This is a genomic window from Ferruginibacter sp., assembly GCF_031391665.1.
In the GTDB taxonomy this organism is placed as follows: domain Bacteria; phylum Bacteroidota; class Bacteroidia; order Chitinophagales; family Chitinophagaceae; genus Ferruginibacter.
The window spans coordinates 28,794-49,259 of the sequence record NZ_JANMUN010000090.1 but is presented as its reverse complement, the minus strand read 5'-3'; the positions used below and the strand labels follow the sequence as shown (position 1 = coordinate 49,259).

At 36.3% G+C, this 20,466-nt stretch carries 17 protein-coding genes; 2 read left to right on the top strand and 15 right to left on the bottom strand.

What is annotated here, in order from left to right; all coding sequences use genetic code 11:
- The coding region (locus ACY651_RS07015; RefSeq protein ID WP_462251089.1) for a hypothetical protein at positions 1-965 on the bottom strand (965 nt) is incomplete at its 3' end.
- 310 nt (positions 966-1,275) lie between these two features.
- On the opposite strand from ACY651_RS07015, the gene ACY651_RS07010 reads away from it, so the two are divergent.
- Positions 1,276-3,018, top strand: a complete 1,743-nt coding sequence (locus tag ACY651_RS07010; protein ID WP_462251087.1) for a DEAD/DEAH box helicase — start codon at positions 1,276-1,278, stop codon at positions 3,016-3,018.
- An 81-nt stretch (positions 3,019-3,099) separates the two neighbouring features.
- Here the strand turns inward: ACY651_RS07010 and mnmE are convergent, their stop codons facing one another.
- The 6 genes from mnmE to ACY651_RS06980 form a co-directional block, all read right to left on the bottom strand.
- Positions 3,100-4,449 (bottom strand): tRNA uridine-5-carboxymethylaminomethyl(34) synthesis GTPase MnmE, encoded by a 1,350-nt coding sequence (mnmE, locus tag ACY651_RS07005; protein ID WP_462251085.1) that lies wholly within the window; start codon positions 4,447-4,449, stop codon positions 3,100-3,102.
- Positions 4,450-4,494: 45 nt separating this feature from the next.
- Positions 4,495-5,019: an ExbD/TolR family protein gene (locus ACY651_RS07000; protein WP_462251083.1), complete on the bottom strand. Its 525-nt coding sequence runs from the start codon at positions 5,017-5,019 to the stop codon at positions 4,495-4,497.
- A 110-nt stretch (positions 5,020-5,129) separates the two neighbouring features.
- Positions 5,130-5,960 (bottom strand): energy transducer TonB, encoded by an 831-nt coding sequence (locus ACY651_RS06995; RefSeq protein ID WP_462251081.1) that lies wholly within the window; start codon positions 5,958-5,960, stop codon positions 5,130-5,132.
- Between the two features lie 49 nt (positions 5,961-6,009).
- Positions 6,010-6,561 carry an ExbD/TolR family protein gene (locus tag ACY651_RS06990; RefSeq protein WP_462251079.1) on the bottom strand — a complete coding sequence of 184 codons (552 nt, stop codon included), beginning with the start codon at positions 6,559-6,561 and terminating at the stop codon, positions 6,010-6,012.
- 46 nt (positions 6,562-6,607) lie between these two features.
- The gene (locus tag ACY651_RS06985) at positions 6,608-7,261 is read right to left on the bottom strand and encodes an ExbD/TolR family protein (protein WP_462251077.1); all 654 of its coding nucleotides are present in this window, start codon (positions 7,259-7,261) and stop codon (positions 6,608-6,610) included.
- A gap of 54 nt (positions 7,262-7,315) precedes the next feature.
- Entirely contained in the window at positions 7,316-8,164 is an 849-nt protein-coding gene (locus ACY651_RS06980; RefSeq protein WP_462251075.1) for a MotA/TolQ/ExbB proton channel family protein, read from the bottom strand.
- Positions 8,165-8,511: 347 nt separating this feature from the next.
- Here ACY651_RS06980 and ACY651_RS06975 point away from each other — a divergent pair, with 347 nt between their 5' ends.
- Positions 8,512-11,055 (top strand): zinc-dependent metalloprotease, encoded by a 2,544-nt coding sequence (locus tag ACY651_RS06975; protein WP_462251073.1) that lies wholly within the window; start codon positions 8,512-8,514, stop codon positions 11,053-11,055.
- An 877-nt stretch (positions 11,056-11,932) separates the two neighbouring features.
- Here ACY651_RS06975 and ACY651_RS06970 read toward each other — a convergent pair.
- The 8 genes from ACY651_RS06970 to nuoI form a co-directional block, all read right to left on the bottom strand.
- Positions 11,933-13,213: an ABC transporter permease gene (locus ACY651_RS06970; protein ID WP_462251071.1), complete on the bottom strand. Its 1,281-nt coding sequence runs from the start codon at positions 13,211-13,213 to the stop codon at positions 11,933-11,935.
- Positions 13,214-13,352: 139 nt separating this feature from the next.
- Positions 13,353-14,753, bottom strand: coding sequence for an NADH-quinone oxidoreductase subunit N (locus ACY651_RS06965; protein WP_462251069.1), 1,401 nt, complete (start codon positions 14,751-14,753; stop codon positions 13,353-13,355).
- Positions 14,754-14,798: 45 nt separating this feature from the next.
- The gene (locus tag ACY651_RS06960; RefSeq protein ID WP_462251067.1) at positions 14,799-16,277 is read right to left on the bottom strand and encodes a complex I subunit 4 family protein; all 1,479 of its coding nucleotides are present in this window, start codon (positions 16,275-16,277) and stop codon (positions 14,799-14,801) included.
- 15 nt (positions 16,278-16,292) lie between these two features.
- Entirely contained in the window at positions 16,293-18,206 is a 1,914-nt protein-coding gene (nuoL, locus tag ACY651_RS06955) for an NADH-quinone oxidoreductase subunit L (RefSeq protein ID WP_462251065.1), read from the bottom strand.
- Between the two features lie 130 nt (positions 18,207-18,336).
- Positions 18,337-18,669 (bottom strand): NADH-quinone oxidoreductase subunit NuoK, encoded by a 333-nt coding sequence (nuoK, locus tag ACY651_RS06950; protein WP_462251063.1) that lies wholly within the window; start codon positions 18,667-18,669, stop codon positions 18,337-18,339.
- A 74-nt stretch (positions 18,670-18,743) separates the two neighbouring features.
- A complete protein-coding gene (locus tag ACY651_RS06945) occupies positions 18,744-19,271 on the bottom strand; it encodes a hypothetical protein (protein ID WP_462251061.1) in 528 nt (175 codons plus the stop codon).
- 26 nt (positions 19,272-19,297) lie between these two features.
- A complete protein-coding gene (locus ACY651_RS06940) occupies positions 19,298-19,801 on the bottom strand; it encodes an NADH-quinone oxidoreductase subunit J family protein (RefSeq protein ID WP_462220920.1) in 504 nt (167 codons plus the stop codon).
- Positions 19,802-19,888: 87 nt separating this feature from the next.
- Positions 19,889-20,446 carry an NADH-quinone oxidoreductase subunit NuoI gene (nuoI, locus tag ACY651_RS06935; protein ID WP_462251059.1) on the bottom strand — a complete coding sequence of 186 codons (558 nt, stop codon included), beginning with the start codon at positions 20,444-20,446 and terminating at the stop codon, positions 19,889-19,891.
- Positions 20,447-20,466 lie beyond the last annotated feature (20 nt).

Below are 20,466 nucleotides of genomic sequence, written 5' to 3'. Positions count from 1 at the left end.
CTTGTAGCAGTGGTTTCGGGCAAATAATAATCTAAATAAACATTGGGTTGTAAAAAGAATTTACCAATGCCATAAGTAAAATCAAAAGAAGCAGCAACAGACTGCAGTTGAAATTTATTGGCAGATTCCGTTTGCTTCTTATTTTGAAGTCTTTTAATTTTTAGCCGGTCGAATATTTTATTGGTATGTGTTGAAGTAATTTTATCACTTCCAAAATTAACGATTAGAGAAGGGGTAAAATCAAGTGCATCATCTTTTGAAAATATTTTATAAAAACTAAAATCATGCGCTACGTTTGCTGATACGGAAAAATAACTGGTCTTATTATTTGTAGAATCATAACCGGATATAAGAACAGTTGTGTCACGACGTGGAATTGAATTAAGAACAGGATAGGTAAAAAGCCCACTTCTAAAAACCACTTCTTTGTAATTTCCATTAGTATAACCTAGTGCTAACCCCGGCAGCAGAATCCCTTTAGCCCTTTTTATATAACCGTAAATATCATTTTGATACAATGATTTTGAATTGTATTTATTTTTATCACTCAAATATCTGGTGTACGAAAAACCGGCCAGCACTTTCTTTCCAAAATAATCGTATGCAGCACTAATACCTGTTTGATACAATTCTAATTTATTTGTACTGTCTGAAGTTAAAAAACCAGTAATTCCAAAACTAAACCCTGCTTTAGTATGGTATATTACTGAAGGAGTAAAAATAATTTGATTAGCAACACCTGTTGCATTAGCCGCATTATTGTTAGAACTGAATGCGCCATTACCCAAGCCTATACTTATATCAACAGAATTTTTTGATTGCTCTTTCATCATTTTTAAAAACTCATCATTCTCCATCATAGAATCCAGCATAGCTTTATCTTTTGCAGAAAGCGAATCTGTTTGGGCAACAGCAACCGAAAAACCAGCAGCAATTATAAAAATAAGCAGGTAAATTTTTAGCATACAATTCAATAGTTTTTTAAGACTTTATTTTTCAAAATTAGTTTAACTGCAATAAAAATTAAAACTATTAAACGTAAAGTTTGATATTATAATTGTTTTACCCGATAAAAACCATACCTTTGCGCCCAATTATTAATAACTGAGAATTACATGACATGCTCAGTTGCTGTTGACAATAGCTTTTACACCGGGTTTATTTTATAACCCACGAACTTACTCCAACGGCCAAAGCATGACACCATCCTAATAGTATTTCGCTTGGCGAAGTATAGGGAAACAAACATGTGGCTATCAATAAAACAACATTTAAATGAATGCATTTGAAGCCTTAGGCTTAAACGAACAATTGGTACAAGCTGTTGCCGATTTAGGATTTGAAACTCCATCGGAAATTCAGCAAAAAGCAATACCCGTTCTATTATCGGGCACAACCGATTTTATTGGTCTTGCTCAAACCGGTACAGGAAAAACTGCTGCTTTTGGTTTGCCATTATTACAATTAATTGACCCCTCGGAAAGGCATGCACAGGCTTTAGTAGTTTGCCCTACAAGAGAATTGTGTTTGCAAATTACCAACGACCTGGAGAAATTTAAAAAGCACAGTAAAAATATTTTTACCGAAGCAGTATATGGCGGTGCGTCAATCACCATGCAAATACGCAACCTTAAAAAAGGCGTACAAATTGTTGTAGCCACACCGGGAAGATTAATTGATTTGATAGAAAGAAAAGCAATTGACTTACAAAAAGTAAAATACGTAGTACTTGATGAAGCAGATGAAATGCTTAACATGGGTTTTAGAGATGATATTGATTTTGTATTGAAGAATACCATCAACAGGGAAAGCATTTGGTTATTCAGTGCTACCATGCCCCCAGAAGTTAGGGCCATCAGCAAAAACTACATGGAAACACCTAAAGAAGTTACCGTAGGTAAAAAGAACAGTGGTAATGTAAATATTGACCACCAGTTTTTTGTAGTGCCGCAACAACACCGCTACGAAGCATTAAAAAGATTAATAGATTTTAATCCCGGCATGTACGGTATAATTTTTACCCGTACAAAAATTGATGCACAGGAAATTGGCGAACGCTTAGCAAAAGCAGGTTACGAAATTGAAGCCCTGCACGGCGACCTTACGCAACAGCAACGGGATAAAGTAATGGGCCGGTTCCGTACAAAAAGTTTACAATTATTAATTGCAACCGATGTGGCTGCCAGAGGGATTGATGTGGATGGCGTAACACATGTTATCAATTTTGAATTACCTGATGATATGGAAGTGTACACCCACAGAAGCGGACGTACAGGAAGAGCGGGCAAAACCGGTATTTGTCTTTCTATATGTCATAGCAGGGAAACTTTTAAAATAAAGTCGCTTGAAAGAATGATCAACGCACAGTTTCATAAAGTAGATGTGCCAAGTGGTAAAGATGTTTGCCGCAAACAGTTTTTTCATTTTATGGATACTTTAATGCAGGCCGATGTTAGCCATGGCGATTACGAAACGTATATGCCCGACCTGATGGAAAAATTTGCAGGTGTTACAAAAGAAGAAGTACTGCAACGTGTAGCCGCTTTAGAGTTCAGTCATTTTTTAAAGTATTACGAAAATGCGGAAGACCTTAACAGAAACGATATTCGTGGCGAAAGAAGGCAGCCTGCAACAGGTGGCGATGCAAGAGACGGCAGCAGAAAAGAACGTACAGATTTTAACCGCAGGGATAATGGTTTTACAAGACTGTTCATAAACCTTGGTACCAAAGATGGTTTTTACAAAGCCAGTTTTTTACAATTTATTTTAGATGAAAGTAATTTAAAGAAAGAAGTGCTTGGCAAAATTGATATGAGGGATATGAACAGCTGGATAGAAATTGATAAAGCCGAAGCAGGACGCATGATAACCGCTATTGATGGCAAGCGTTACAACAACCGCACTATTCGTATGAATGAAGCTGATGGTGGTTTTAAACGCCCCAACGATGAAGGTACTGGCGTTACAAGAGAAAGAAAGAGAACTTACGCACCAAAAGAGAGAAGAAGTTTTAGATAATTTTTTTTCAATACAAATTTTTAATCCCCTGTTTACATTGCTGGGGATTTTTTTTTCTGTTTTACTAAAACAATGATATATTTATTTTCCGATACAAAATTTACTAAACACATAGTCCAAAACATTTTCGTTAGTAATTGTACCCGTAAGTTCGCCAATGTGCTGCAGGCAAAGTTTTATATCGGGTGCAATTAAATCGGTGCTAAGGTTAGCCTGCAAATTTTGTTGTATAGATAAAAGATGGGCTTTTATTTTTTGCAGGTGTTCCAAATGCCTGGTGTTGGTAATAAGCGTATTTTCTGTATTTATTTCCTGCAGAATTATTTTATTATAAAGTGCAGCAGTAAGCTCTTCGATACCAGTTTTATTTTTTGCAGAAATGTATAAGTAGTCATTTTTTTTAACAGCAGGTAAATGGGCATCTATTTTATTTACCACCACAATGTAATTTTTGTGCCTGATGCTTTGCAGCAGTTCGGTATCAATATCAGTATCTTCTACAATCATCAAAACTATATCAGCCTGTTCAATTTTTTCCCTGCTTTTTTTTATACCAATAGTTTCAATTTCATCCTGTGAGTGGCTTCTAATACCTGCTGTATCTATAAAATGAAAGAGTATTCCTTTAATGTTGATAGTTTCTTCTACCGTATCTCTTGTAGTGCCGGCAATGGCGCTTACAATAGCACGTTCATCATTTAGCAAAGTATTCAGCAAAGTGCTTTTACCTGCATTGGGCTTACCAATAATCGCAACTTTTACGCCATTAGCAATAACATTTCCTAAATTAAAAGAATCAATAAGACTGCTTATTTTCAGAAGAGAATTATCTAAAAGTTCATTAAATTTTTTTCTGTCGGCAAACTCAACATCTTCTTCGGCAAAATCTAATTCCAATTCCATTAATGCACTAAACTCAATCAGCTTTTCTCTTATCTCAATTAAATCATTTTTAAAACCGCCTTTTAAATTGTGAAGCGCTGCCTGCTGCTGTGCATTACTGTTACTTGCAATTAAATCTGCTACCGATTCAGCCTGTGTTAAATCTAACTTGCCATTTAAAAAAGCACGTTGGGTAAACTCTCCCGCTCTTGCCAGTCTTGCGCCTTTGTGTATGCAGGCCTGCATTATATGCTGCTGTACATAAGCACTTCCATGGCAGCTTATTTCTACCACATCTTCGCCGGTATAACTTTTAGGATTTTTAAAAAGTGATACCACCACTTCATCAATTACTGCATCATCTGCTTTTAATAAACCCACATGAAGTGTGTGCGATGATTGATCGTTTAAATTTTTAGAAGGAAACAACTGATTTATGATTGCAATAGCCTGTTGGCCACTCAACCTTATTACACCAATAGCACCAATACCCGGTGGGGTTGCAATCGCTACAATGGTATCTTCCCAAACAGAAATATTGTTTTGCATGCGGCAAAGATACCGCCTGTGTTTACTATGCCCGAACTTTAGGCATTAATTTTTTGCCAGTAATTTTTTATCTGCCTCGTTTATCTCATCAATAAAATAATGTTTGATGTTATTGATGGTAACTTCATCAGCCATATCAACAAAGTTTTTAAATGCAGATTCAGCACCTGGTTTAATAATCAGTACCATATCATCTGCAGTGCCTTTTGCATTTTTTACTGCGGCTAATTTCGCTAACAATACTTTTCTAATTCCGTCGGTGGTAAAAGCCGTTTCTTTTATTAAAGGATTATTTTCTGGCATACCCTCGTAATAAAATATTTTATTGTCTTTGCCCAGCATAACGGTAAGTACACAAGTTTCGCAAATTTCTGAAGGCTCAGATGCCTTATCATTAGGTACAATTAAATTCATTGCAGTGGGCTTTGTTAGTGCAGTAGTAAACACAAAAAAAGTAAGTAATAAAAAACCTAAATCAACCATTGGGGTTAGATCTACACGGGTACTTTTTTTATTTAATTTTTTACCATTATTATGTTTTGCGGTTGTTGCTGTTTGTATTTCGGCCATAGTAGTAAGTTTTATAAGAGACGGCAAAACAATTCTTTTCCATAATCAACAGCACAAAAAAAATCCTTCCGTTAAACGAAAGGATTTGAAATATTTTTAAAAAGAAAATTTTACTGAGGCTGAACCGAAAAAGTAATTGGCTGACGACGGTATGCATTTACATTACGTCCGTTTTGTATAGCAGGTGTCCAGTTTTTGGTTCTTTTAATAACCCTTATTGCTTCCTGGCAAATACCATAACCCGGATCAGTTTCACAACTAATATCGCTTAAGCTGCCATCTTTGCTCACCACAAATTTTACTATTACAGTAAGGTTACCTTCTGGTGCACCGTTTTCGCCGGGTACTTCAGTATTAAGATTTTTTTCAAGATAGCTGCGCCAAGCCCTGTCTCCACCAGGGAAACCAGCTTCTACTTCCACCTTGGTAAATATCTTTCCTTCATCATCATCTACTTTTGGTACTTCTACTACACCAGTTCCTTTATCTTCCACCGGTGCCTGTACTACCTGTTCTTTATTATCACTTTCTACAGTTTTTGTACTGATGGCCTGGTCTTCCTTTATCTCCTCAATTTTTTCTTCAGGTTTTACCTCTTCATCTTTTACAATTTTAGGAGGTGTAAATTTTACCTGGTTAATTTCGGGAGGTGGCGGCGGCTTTGGCGGTGGTGGTGGCGGTACTACAGGCGGTGGCGGTTCTTTTTTTAACTCTGCCATTTGTGTATCTACCACGTCAATAGTTTCTGCACTGTTTTTGCCTACAAATTTTGCAAATACAGAACCTAAAAATATTAACAACGCAATAGCTGCTGTTATCAACAAAGCTTTTGTAAGCCTTCTGTTGTACGATTTGCGCAAGTCGTAAGCACCGTACTGTTTATTTTTTCCATCGAAAATAATATCGAGGACATCGGCGCTTAAAATTTTATTTATATCCATTGTTACAGACTTTTGTTAATTAGATTCAAAATTGAAACAATTCCATAAATTATTTCCCTCCGGGATTTGCTTCTTCAGTTTTTTGAATAAGCATTTCTTCAGTGGGTGTAATATCCACTTCGGCATAGTGGCCGGGAGGCACGTTACTAATGGTCATTTCATCCAGAATATCAATAGCGTTTTTAAAAGTAGCGTCCTTATTGGCTTTAATAATATACATCAAATCTCCAATAGGGGTATTTTTTGCTTTGGTTGCAATCACTTCACGTATTTCTTTAAAAGTTGAACTTTTAAATTGTTGACTGATCGTTTCCGGAAGCAACTCTCCAAAATAATAAAATACGTGGTCATCTTTACCCAGTAAAAGGGTCATAGCACCAGAGTTTTTTACTTTTAGCTGATTTTCCGGATCGTCCTTAGGCTCGTTCATTGCCATACCTTTTGGTGTACTCATGGTTGTAGTAAACACAAAAAAGGTAAGTAATAAAAAACCTAAGTCAACCATTGGCGTGAGATCGACCCTGGTAGATAATTTTTTTGGTTTTTTTACGCCGGGGCCTTTTTTATGGCCACCACCCGACGACGTATCCATTTCTGCCATATCAATATGTTTTTAACTCCGCATTTGCCGAGTTGGTTAACAAAATTTATTTTACTCCTTCTGCTTTAGGAGGATTTTTACCTAATTCAGAATCAGCAGGAATACCTTCAGGATTGGTAACAATTTTAAACTTGAAAATATCATTCTTTTTAAACGCAGCTTTTACGTTTTTAAAAGCAGGATACTTAGCATTGTTATCACCTTTAACCAATAAATTAAGATTGTCTATTGACTCTCCTTTAAAGGCATTAGATACACTGTGTATCCAGTCGGCCAGTTCATTATTGGTGCTGTCACTGGGGATACCATCCATTTTTTCTGCAGGTATACCATCCTGCAACTGCAGAAAACTTTTAAGTTTACTGAAAGGCATTCCGATAAATTCCTGTTTTTTAAGTTTGGAAATTTCTGCAGGAGTCAGACCTAAACTTTTTGATGTATTAATATCTTCAATAATAGCATCTTTATGTTTTTTATCATTCAGCATTAAAAAAACCTTTCCGTCTTTTGCTAAAGTAACAACAATGGCCTCGTCTTTTACCACTTTGGTTGATACCGAAGTAGGTGTAGTTATAGTTACTGCCTCAGGAGGTTTTTGTTTGGTTGCCAGTATAAAAAAAGACAACAGCAGAAAAGCTACATCACACATCGCCGTCATGTCGATGTTGGTGCTTTTTCGTGGTATTTTAACTTTTGGCATTTTTAAAAATTTTAATGTTTACTTAAGATGCAAAATCATTGTTCTTCCATACCATTATTTGTACAGAGAAGCAAAACTTTGTGTTAAAGTAAAACCTGATTCATCAATACCGTAAGTGATGCCATCAATTTTTGTGGTAAAAATATTGTACATAATAATAGCTACCGCAGATGTACCAATACCCAAAGCTGTATTATACAAAGCCTCGGAGATACCTACTGATAATTGTTCAGCAGCTGCACCGCCACCATCGCCGCCCAGGTTACCGAAGGCACGAATCATACCCAATACCGTTCCTAACAATCCTAACAATGTTGCAACAGATGCAATGGTTGAAAGAAATACAAGATTTTTTTCCAGCATAGGTAATTCAAGCGAAGTAGCTTCTTCCACTTCTTTTTGAATGGCCATTACTTTTTGATCGGTACTTAATTCACCATTATTGATCATTTCTTTGTAACGGTGTAAACCAGCTTTCATTACATTACCTACACTCCCTTTTTGTTTATCGCATTCTGCAAGGGCAGCATCAACATTCTTATTGGCAAGGTGATATTGCACTTTACGGATAAAATCGGCATTATTACCAGTACCGTTTGCTTTTGAAATGGTTAAAAAGCGCTCTATAACAAATGTTACCACTGTTAAAAAGCAACCGATAAGAATTGGAACAATTATACCACCTAAATACATTTTACTTAATGCAGTTTTAGGTTTTTCATGGTCGGGCATAAACCATCCGTGTCCTGGTTTTTCAAAGTTGGAATCACTACCCAGTACAAAACGCCAAATTATATATCCTGCAAGGACACAAATAATGGGAGCTAATAAAGAAATTGCATTACCTGATTTTTTTACCTGCACTGATGTAGCTGGTTTTACAGTTGGTTTTGTTTCTGCCATGACATTCAATTTTTAATTAGTGAAAAAGTAGATTTTAAAATTTTGTTTAAGATTTCATTATTGATTGCGCAATTCTACTAAATAAATATTATCAAACAATCATTTTTTACTCACATTTTTTAACGTGGAGGACACAAGTTAATAAAATAATTGAAAGCAACAACCTGATGAATAATTTTTTTTAATTTTTTTTTATACGGATGCCCAATTCATTTTTTTACATAAAAAAAAAATAAAATAACCCAGCCGTAACAATTTATTTACCTTTTATCCATAAATACTATTATTTTAAAAGGTATTCTATATTTTCGTTTATCAACTCTATCTGTTTAATAAAAATAAAACTCATGAACTATTGCTTTAAAAAAATTACGCTTGCAATCTTTGCGGTATCGTTTGCGGTTGCTGCATCAGCACAGGATAAACCTGTTATGCCGCCGGGATCACCTGCAATACCACCCGCCGGCGCCCCCAAAACCGGGCCTAAACCTTATAAAGAAATTATTACCGACAAAGCCAGAACCAGTAAAGGTTTGTTTACTGTACATAAGGTAGAAGACAAATATTATTTTGAAATACCTGCTAAATTATTAACCCGTGATATACTGGTGGTAAACAGGGTTTCTAAATCATCTGTAGAAAGCGCCAAACAATTTTACGGCTATGCCGGCGATCAGATCGGAGAAAATGTAATCCGTTTTGAAAAAGGGCCTAACAACAAGATCTTTTTAAAAAACATCTCTTATAATGTAAATCCTTCTGACAGCACCAAGGATATGTACCGCTCCGTAATGAAGAGTAATATTCAACCCATATCAATGGCATTTGATGTTAAAGCTTATGCACCTGATAGTTTAGGTGGTGGTATTGTTATAGATATTACTGATAATATTACTGCCGATAATGAAATTTTTGGTTTTGCAGGGTTTGCAAAAACACAATTTCAGGCTGGCAGTTTTCAGGCTGATAAATCTTATATAGTTAGTGTAAGGCCTTACCCAACTAATATTGAAATAACCACTGTAAAAACATTTGGTAAAAGTGCAGGTATACAAATGCCTGTTCCGGGAATGCCACCTGCGCCGCCAAGCCAGGCCACTGTTACTTTAGAAATGAACAGCTCCTTACTTATTTTACCCGAAAAACCAATGAAGCCAAGATACAGGGATAACCGTGTTGGATATTTCAGCACAGGTTTTACTGATTTTGATGCTAACCCACAGGGAGTAAAAGATATTAGTTTAATTGCCCGCTGGAGAATGGAAGCAAAGCCGGAAGATATGGAGAAGTATAAACGTGGTGAGCTGGTTGAACCGGTTAAACCCATCGTTTTTTATATTGACCCCACCACACCAAAAAAATGGATCCCCTATTTAATTATGGGTATAAACGATTGGCAGATTGCTTTTGAAAAAGCAGGTTTTAAAAATGCTATTGTTGGTAAAGAAGCGCCAACAAAACAACAGGACAGTACCTGGAGTTTGGAAGATGCCCGTAACAGCGCTGTTATTTACAAACCGTCGTCTGTTGAAAATGCTTACGGGCCAAGTACTGTTGACCCAAGAAGCGGAGAAATTATGGAAAGCCATATCGGCTGGTTTCATAACGTAATGAAGTTATTGCACGACTGGTATATGATTCAGGCAGCTGCTATTGACCCTAAGGCCCGTAAAATGGTTTTTGATGATGAATTGATGGGACAGTTAATTCGTTTTGTATCATCGCATGAGGTTGGGCACACACTTGGTTTACCGCACAACTTTGGTTCATCTGCAGGGGTGCCTGTTGAGAATTTACGCAACAAAGCATGGGTTGAAGCAAATGGCCATACACCAAGCATTATGGATTATGCCCGTTTTAATTATGTGGCACAGCCAGAAGATAATATTACTGCGGCGGGTATCTATCCCCGTATTGGAGATTATGATAAATGGAGTATTGAATGGGGCTACAAATTAATTCCCGAAGCTGCAACTGCCGAAGATGAAGTGGCCATTTTAGATAAATGGATTGAAGCTAAAGCAAGCGATAAACGTTTTTATTTTGGCCGCCAGGGCCAGCCTGATGACCCACGTGACCAAAGCGAAGCCATTGGTGATAATGCCATGAAAGCATCAACTTATGGTATTAAAAACCTGCAGCGCATTTTGCCCAACTTAATCAGCTGGACAAAAATGCCTAATGAAGATTATACAGATTTAGGGGATATATATGATAATGTGGTGGGTCAGTTCCGCAGGTACATTGGCCATGTAACGTATAATTTCGGCGGCGTGTACGAAAATTTAAAAAAGAATAATCAGCCCGGAAATATTTACGAATACGTAAGTAAAGAAACACAAAAAGAAGCGGCAGACTTTATTAACAAACAGGTATTTACCACACCAACATGGCTTATTAATAAAGATATCAGCAGCAAAACAGGCTTAAACTCCACCACCACAATTTTATCTGTTCAGGAAACAGCTTTAAACAGAATGCTCAGCACCAGCACCATGAACAAGATGCTGAACGCCGAAGCGGCTATTGGCAGCCAGGCTTATACCATAACAGATTTGCTTACGGATTTAAGACAGAATATTTTTACGGAGCTTACTGCAAAAAAAGCCATTGATATTTACAGAAGAAATTTGCAAAAATCTTATGTAGAAAGATTGGGCAGTATTATTAACCCTGCAACCGGCCCACAAGCTGGTTTGAATTTTACATTTGGCAATGCTGCACCGGTAATGGATACCAAAAAATCGGATATCCTTTCTTATTTAAAAGGGCATGCAAGAGAATTGAAAGCTGCAATTGATGCCGCTGCAATTGGCAGTACTGATAAAGCAACCAAATATCATTTACAGGATTTGAGTGACAGATTGAGGAAGACGCTGGATCCTAAATAAATTTAGAATAATAATTTTTTAAAAGGCGCTTTGTAATGAAGCGTCTTTTTTTTATGTTTTACAATATTTGGATGGACACAATATTTGTAGAGGTATATTTATGCTGCGGTTAAAAACTGATGAGATTTGCAGGCACAAGTGAATTGCCTGCGGCAGAAGAATGCGCCAGGTTGGGGTTGCAAAGTATATGACAACCTTGTGTGAGCAACTCGAAAGGCAAAAGAAATATTTCGATAACATCAAATGATTATAATAAGGGTATTGCAATTGTTCTTTTGGTTTGGCAGAGGCATTACCGAAGTATGTTTTTACAAGTCCGATTTACCGGGTTTTTTTAGATAAAGAATATATACCTTTTTTAGAAACAGTATCTATAACCACTAAATATTGACATCAATTTTATGAAGGTAAATTATTGATACAATGAAGATGATAAAATTCAATAATTTTAAAAAAAATGAAGTTGATAAAACAAATAATAAAACAATAAAGATGTCCAGATAAATTAGCTTTTCTTTCAACAAGTACCAAATTGAATCAAAATTTGTAAATAAAATATTCCCTCTTGGAATAGTATGCCTAAAACTAAAGTATAAAAAAATATTAAACCACATTATTAGACAACTTAAAATACTTAATAAAATCAAAGATCTTTTTTTGAAATTATTGCTCATTTATTATTTCTTTAGTAATTAAAAAGAATGGAGTTCCACCGGTAAAATTTTACAGAAGAATTTATTCTACTGGCGCAGATATGCAGCGTGGCTTTGAGTGATAGCGTATCTGTGCCATGCTTATTCAAAACATAAAATGTTTTATCTGTATAATTACTAACAAGCCTTCTATTGCTTAAATTAATTATTTTAAAAGACTTCCCTTACTCATACCGCAGCGCATCAATAGGATTTAATTTACTTGCTTTTACTGCAGGATATAATCCGGCGGCCAATCCTACCAGTGAGCAAACAACTATTCCTCCAATTATCCATCCCCAAAGTAATACTAACCCTGATTTTAAAAACATGGCTATCAAGTTGCCTAAAAGGATTCCAACGATAATTCCTACAACTGCTCCCAGTAAACTAATTAAGATCGACTCCCACAAAAACTGGTTGCGAATATCTTTTTTTGTACCACCCAAAGCTTTTATCAAACCAATTTCTTTTGTTCTTTCGTTTACAGCTACCAGCATAATATTCATTAATCCAATTGACGATGCCAGCAAAGTAATTAATGCCACGCCAATTATCCCTTTTTCTAAAAAGCCCAGATTATTTATCAGCGATGCTGCAATACTGTCACTTTTATCAATGTAAAAATTATCTTCTTCCTTAACATCTAATTTGCGTATTGGCCTGAAAGCACCTTTGGCCTCCCCCACTGCTACATCCATTAAATTTATATCACTAACCATTACTGCTATAACAAAAGAGGATGTTTGTGTGGCATACAAACGCCTGATATTATTGTAAGAAGTAATGACCACTTTGCCGGTATTAAAAAAAGCACTGGAGCCTTTATCTTCCAAAACTGCAAGCACCCGGTATGGATTATGATCTACGCTTATAACTTTATCTACTGCTTTTGAAGGATTTTCGGGATATAATTTTTCCGCAACACCGCTGCCTATAACACAAACATTTCTGCCCGATTCAATATCTGCAGGTGTAAAATTTCTGCCATAAGCAATTTTATAACCGTTTAACTCCAGGTAATTTTCATCGCCGCCGGTAACGTTTATATCAGGATTTGTTTTTTTCTTTTCGTTATTTACCACAATACTTCCTGCGCCTCTTATTGCTAAACCAACAATTGCCGGAAACGGATACCGCTCTTTAAATTCTTTTGCCTGCTCGTAAGTAATAATTTTTCCGGTGTTAGATTTTTTTTCTTTTAATGCCGACTTACTGGTTTTTTCCACATCACGCTGGCCGCCGCCGCCAAAGCGGATGTTCCTGTCTTTATACCTTACACTAAAAGCATTGGCACCCATGGTAGAAAAACTATTGGTAAGACTGTTACTGGCCGCTTTTAAAGAAGTTAAAAACCATATTAATGCACAAATACCCAATGCAATAATAGCAACTGTAATGCCCGTTCTTAAACGGTTACTGCTGATGTTGCGCCACGAAAGTTTAATAGTGTCTTTAAAAGTCATTGCACTGTATTAACCCTAAAGTTAACAACAGAAAAGAAATGAAGGGAGAAAACTTTTATGAATGGTATGAGAAAGGGAATTGGGAATTATTAATTGGGAATTTGGGTTTCAAATTCGGCAGCTATAATAAATTTTAAAATTATAAGTACAGCCAGTCGATAATTAAATCCGGCTTAACGCCTAAAACAATGATAAGTGCTGCAGTTATTAAAAGCAAAATTTTAAAAGCCGGGGTTACATCCCATTCCTGCACTGCTGCATCATTACTTTCTTTAAAATACATAGCCTGTATTACCCTGAAATAATAATATGCACTTATTGCTGCACACAAAACTGCAAGGATAACCAGCCATAAGTTGTGGCCGTTAGTTACTGCTGCTAGCAACATGTAAAATTTTCCCTGGAAACCTGCTGTTAATGGAATACCGGTAAGCGACAATAAGAACACCGTTGCTGCAAATGCCAGTACGGGTTGTTTTTTTGCAAGCCCGTTAAACCCATCAATAGTATAATCATTCATTTTTATCAACACTGCAAAAATGCCGATGGTTGCTAAGCTGTAAGCTGCTGTATATAACACCAGGCCTTCTTTGGCTTTTTCGTTTAATGCAAATAAAGCAAAAAGCATAAAGCCCGCCTGCGCAATACTCGAATATGCCAGCATACGTTTTACACTTTGCTGAAATACTGCTGTAAGGTTACCAATTAATAAAGTTGCTGCGGTAATTAATACAATTAATTTTTGCCATTGCGGTTGTACACTGCCAAAAGCTTTTTCGAACAAACGCAGAAATGCAAAAAAAACAGCGGCTTTTACAATGGTAGCCATAAAAGAGGTGAATACTGTTGGAGCGCCATCGTACACATCGGGTGTCCAGAAATGAAAGGGTGCAGCAGATGCTTTAAAAGACATAGAGATCAATAAAAGCACCAATCCTACTGCAATCATTACAGGCATTTTGCCGGCTCCCATATTTATTTTATCTAAAAAGAAAGAAGCCGATTCGGTACCGCCATAAATAAATGCAATACCCATCAGCATTATGCCGGTGGAAAAAGCCCCCATCAAAAAATATTTAAGTGCTGCTTCGTTGCTTTTTAAATTACGTTTGTCGCTACCTGTTAAAATATACAAAGGGATAGAAATAATTTCGATACCAATAAATAACATGAGCAATGTATTGAAAGTTGCCACTATGCAAACACCGCACAATACAAAAAATATTAAAGCAAAATATTCTGCCACATGATTGCCCACTTTTTCAATATCACGGCCACTCAATAAAAAAAACAACAATGTACAAACCAGCATTACGGTAATAAAAGTTAAGTTGAAAGCCGTGGTATGCAGCATATCTTTTACATCAATTGCAAAAAGAATTTCTCCTTCATTTACTGTGTACAATTCCCTTGCATTAGCTGCAATTATAAGTAACAGGCCACCAATAGCAATATACTTTGGTATGCTTTTATTTTTTATAAATGCCCCGGCAAGCATCAGTACAATTCCCCAGGCTGCTGTTAAAATAGTTGCGTTCATATTCCCCTATCCCCTAAAGGAGGACTGCTTATTTTTTATTGTTAATTATTTACCTTTTCCTAAAATTACTGTTACTGCATCTTTGGTTAAGTTAAACAAAGGTTGCGGAAACACACCCACCAAAAATATAGCCACCACAATTACACTCAGTATTATTTTTTCGTTTAATGCTATTTCTTTTACCGTTGCAGTAATGGCGTTTGTTTCGCCATAAAAAACTTTTTGCACCATGTTTAAAGTATATACCGCAGCAAGAATAATGCTGATACCTGCAATGGCTGCATACCAAACATTGAATTTAAACAAGCCGCTGAACATCATAAACTCACCCACAAATGCATTGGTTAATGGCAAGGCGATATTTGCCAAAGCAATTACCACCAGCATAATAGTTAGTACAGGTGCTTTGTGTGCAATGCCACCGAGTTGAGAAATTTTTCTTACGCCAGTTTGCTTTTCAATTAAATCCACCACAATCCACAAACCAATTATATTAATGCCATGGCTGAACATTTGCATCACTACGCCCTGTACTCCAATTGATGTGGAAGAAAAAATTGCTGCACACATCAATCCAATATGTGCAATGGAAGAATAGGCCACCAATCTTTTTAGATCATCCTGTTTTATTGCAATCAAACTGGCGTATATCATTCCAAAAACTGACAAACCAATAATGAGTGTATCATATTTTGCAACAGCATCAGGAAACAGGGGAATCAACCAACGCAACACAGCAAACACACCCATCTTTACCATTATACCACTCAACACCATTGTTACGGCTGCCGGTGACTGTTCGTAAGTATCGGGCTGCCAGGTATGAAAAGGAAATATGGGCATCTTAATTGCAAACGCAATAAAGAATAACCAGAACAACCAAAACTGCTGCGGATATGTAAGCGGCACATTATAAAAAGCGTTTAATGCAAAAGAATGAGCCACTTCGCCATTGCCGGCAGTTTGCAGGTACACATAAATAATCCCTATCAGCATTAATAATGAACCGGCAAATGTGTACACAAAAAATTTGAAGGTGGCCTGTATTCTTTTTTCTCCGCCCCAGCGGCTGCATAAAAAATAAACAGGTATAAGCGCCAGCTCCCAAAAGAAATAAAATACCAGTGCATCCATTGCCGTAAATACACCCATTAAGCCGGCCTGAGCTAATAACATTAAGCCATAAAAAGCATTGGCATTTTTATAATTAGTATTATATGTAGCCACAAAAATTAAAGGAAAAGAAAATGCTGTTAATAAAGTTAATAATTGCCCCATTCCATCCAATCCAATATTAAAGCTGGCACCCAATTGATGCAGCCACTGATAACTGTCTTTTAACCCACTTAATTGTTTATCGCCGGCATACATTAAACTGGCAAATGAAATTGCTAAAGTTATTATTGAAGAAAATAAAGCCACTGCTTTTGCATTCTTCTCACTTCTTATAATAAAACAAAGTAAGCCGGCAATTAGCGGAGACCATATTAATAATTCAGGAAAACGTAACCCAAGAGTTTGCATATCTGTATCTTCTAATTACAAAAACAATTGTACTATAAATAAAATTAAAATTCCGATAACCATTAACAAAACATAAGTGCCCACATGGCCGCTTTGCAACAAACGTACCTGGCGGCTGCCATAATTAACGGCTTTGCCTACACCGTTTACAAAACCATCTATTCCTTTTTTCTCTACAATATTATTAAAAAATGCAGATAGCGATTGCAATGGTTTTACAATAACTGCATCGTACAATTCATCCACATACCATTTATTTTGCAGCACTTTACCTAAACCTGTTTCGGCAACATCTGTTTTTTGATATTTACTAAACTTATTCCATGCAAACACTAATGCTATCAATGCACCAATAACCGAAACAGCCATTAATAAATATTCTGTAGTATGAGGTAAGGGATGGGCAGTTATTAATTTATTACTGTCGGCAAAAATGGGTTCAAGAAAAGTTTCGAGTATGTGACCGCCATGCATAAATACTTCAGGGATGCCGACCCAACCACCGGCTAATGCCAGTATTGCCAATACAACTAAAGGAAACGTAATTGCCTTAGGGCTTTCGTGTAAATGATGTTCCTGATCGTGTGTGCCACGGAATTTTCCTAAAAAAGTCATGGCATATAATCGGAACATATAAAACGCCGTCATTAACGCACCTAATACACCAATACCCCATAGTAAAGGATTTTTTTCAAACGCATGAGCCAGTATTTCATCTTTACTAAAAAAACCGGAGAAAGGCGGCATACCTGCAATAGCCAAACAGCCAATTAAAAAAGTAAGATGAGTGGTCCCCATGTATTTTTTTAGCCCGCCCATGTTACGCATATCCTGTTCGCCGCTCATGGCATGTATAACACTGCCGGCACCTAAAAACAATAAGGCTTTAAAAAATGCATGCGTCATTACATGAAATACGGCGCCGGTATATGCGCCAACGCCCAGGCCTAAAAACATATAACCGAGCTGACTAACGGTACTGTACGCCAGCACTTTTTTAATATCGTTTTGTTTAAGAGCAATTGTTGCTGCAAGAATAGCCGTTGATAAACCCACAATAGCCACCACACATTGTGTAGTTGGCGCCATGGTGTATAAAAGATTGCTACGTGCTATCATGTAAATACCAGCAGTTACCATTGTAGCAGCATGTATTAATGCAGATACCGGAGTAGGCCCCGCCATAGCATCGGGCAGCCAGGTGTATAAAGGAATTTGTGCACTTTTACCCATAGCGCCTACAAACAATAACATGGTGATGGCAGTAATATCAAAAGTTGTAAACCCTTTTACTTTATTATTACCAACCATGTCGAATACATTATGAAAATCTACTGTCCCCAATTTTGAAATTAACCAGAACACGGCCAGTAAAAAACCAAGATCACCAATGCGGTTCATTACAAAAGCCTTTTTTGCCGCAGTATTGTAATTATTATTTTTAAACCAAAAGCCAATTAATAAATAAGAACAAAGGCCCACACCTTCCCAGCCTATAAACATAATTACATAGTTGGCGCCCATTACCAATAGCAACATTGAAAAAACAAAAAGATTTAAGTAAGCAAAATATTTTGCAAAATTTTTGGGTTCTTCATCATGCATGTAAGAAGTAGAATACACATGAATCAAAAAGCCAACACCGGTAATTATTAATAAGAAAAGAGAAGACAATTGATCAATCTGAAAATCGAAACCAATTTTAAGTGATGCCACATTTATAAAATCGAAATAATGTGCAACATGTGTGTTGCCATTTTTTACATTGAAGAAAACCCAAACACTTAAAATAAAAGAAATCAAAATTACACCACTGCCAATAACACCCGCCAGTGTTTTTGATAAATGCTTTCTGCCCAAACCATTAATTAAAAAACCGATTAATGGTAAAAAAGGTATCAGCCAAACTAATTGTAAAACGTTGTTCATAAGCCCCTATCCCCTAAAGGGGGATTTTTAAAGTCTGAAAATTTGTAAAAAAATCAGACTCTTGTTAAAAAATATTTCAAATTATAAAGTTCTTGCCTTTCTCTCCGCCAAAAGGCGGATTGGGGGCTTATTAGTTCTTTAATCTGTTTAAAAAATTTACATCTACCGAGTGTACATTGCGGTACATCATTACAATAATAGCCAACCCTACAGCAACTTCTGCAGCTGCCACTACCATTATAAAAAACACAAAAATTTGAGCATCGCTAACCACCGATGGTGATGATGCACCAATTGCAGCAGCTGCATGCATTTTAGAAAATGCTACCAGCAATAAATTCACTGCATTCAGCATTACTTCTATACACATAAAAATAATGATGGCATTGCGGCGGGTTAATACGCCTATAATTCCTATGCAAAATAATGCTACTGCTAATCCTATGTAATATTTAATTTCCATAAATAAGAAGCCCCTATCCCCTGAAGGGGGAAAAGGAGAAGATTATTTTTTACTGCTGATTCAATATTTTTAATTTATAATTTAACATATAACCCCATGCCCAATGTTGATGATGCAGGAGCTACTGAAAAAATATCTTTGATTTTCTTTTTTACTATGCCGTTAAAAACATCTACTGCTTTGTAAGATGCCCCTTTGGTTAAAAATTTTACCACCAGGCCCGAAGCAATACTGCTTAAAGCACCAATTAATGGTTTTTGATAATCTTCTTTTAATGAAGATTTATCAATAGCTTTTATAGCGCTGTAGGCTGCAATAGCACCGCCAGCATAAGCAGCAATTTTATAAATGGTTCTGCCTGTTTTAAAAGTGTTGAATAATTTTATTGCCTGCTCGCTTTTTTTAAGGCCTATAATTTCCGCAACCTTAGCAATTTTTGGAATTGAAACTTTTCCGAGAGCAAATTTTGGGGCAAAGCCACGCTGTACATTCAATACTTTTCCCAATATTTTATCAAGGTTTAAATTATCGAAATCAATTTGTGCCGATGCATTGCCTGCAGCTACACAAAAGATAAAACATACAACCACTATTTTTTTCATTCCATTTATTTTATACTGATAAAATACTACTGTTCTTTTTTACTCATTACCACAGCTCCTACCATAGCACTTAAAAATAAAATACTGCTTATTTCAAACGGCAGTACATAATCTCTGAACAAAACCTGGCCAAGGTTTTTTATTAAGCCGTAATCGCCGGTTTGCATTTGTACTGCACTATTAACTGTGGTAGATTTTACCAATGCCGCCATCAGTACTAAAAACAAACTTCCTCCCGAAACCACCCCTGCAAACTGCATCAGTTTATTTTTTTGCGGCTCTGCATTCAAATTTAAATTCATCATCATTACCACAAATAAAAATAATACCATAATAGCACCGGCATAAACAATAATATTTACGATAGCTAAAAATTGTGCATTCAATAAAATATAATGACCCGATATTGCAAAGAATGTTACCACAAGGTACAATACACTATGCACAGGATTTTTTCGGGTAATAACCATTAAGGCACTGCCAATTGCCAATACCGCTAAAAACCAGAATACTATTTGTGTTATGCTCATTGTTATTTTATTTTAATACTGTTGAACGCAGTTGTTTGTTGATTAAAAGTCAAGTTACCCAACTCAACTATTTTTAATCATTCAACTTTACTCAACTTTCACCTCAGGTTTTACCCTGTTACCAAGGGCTTTTGTATAGGCATCAGGATTTTCAATGGGGTGAGGTATTAATAATTCATCTTTATTGTAAATAAATTGCTTGCGCTGATAATCGGCTGGTGCAAATGTTTCGCTTAAATAAATCGCATCTTTCGGGCAAGCCTCTTCGCACAAGCCGCAAAAAATACAACGCAGCATATTTATTTCATACTTAGCTGCATATTTTTCTTCCCTGTATAAATTTTCTTCACCTGCTTTTCTTTCTGCAGCTTCCATAGTAATCGCTTCTGCCGGGCAGGCCACTGCACATAAACCGCAGGCCGTGCAATTTTCTCTTCCTGCTTCATCCCTGTTTAAAACATGCAAGCCACGGAACACAGGACTGAAGGGACGTTTTACTTCGGGATAATTTATTGTAGGTTTCTTTTTAAAGATGTGCATGAAAGTTATGATCATTCCTTTAAAAATTGCAGGCAGATACATCCTTTCAAAAAAACTCATTGGTTTTCTTTCTACCTGTTTTACCCTGTTTGTTAATGCCTGCATATTTGTAAAACCTTTTAAGG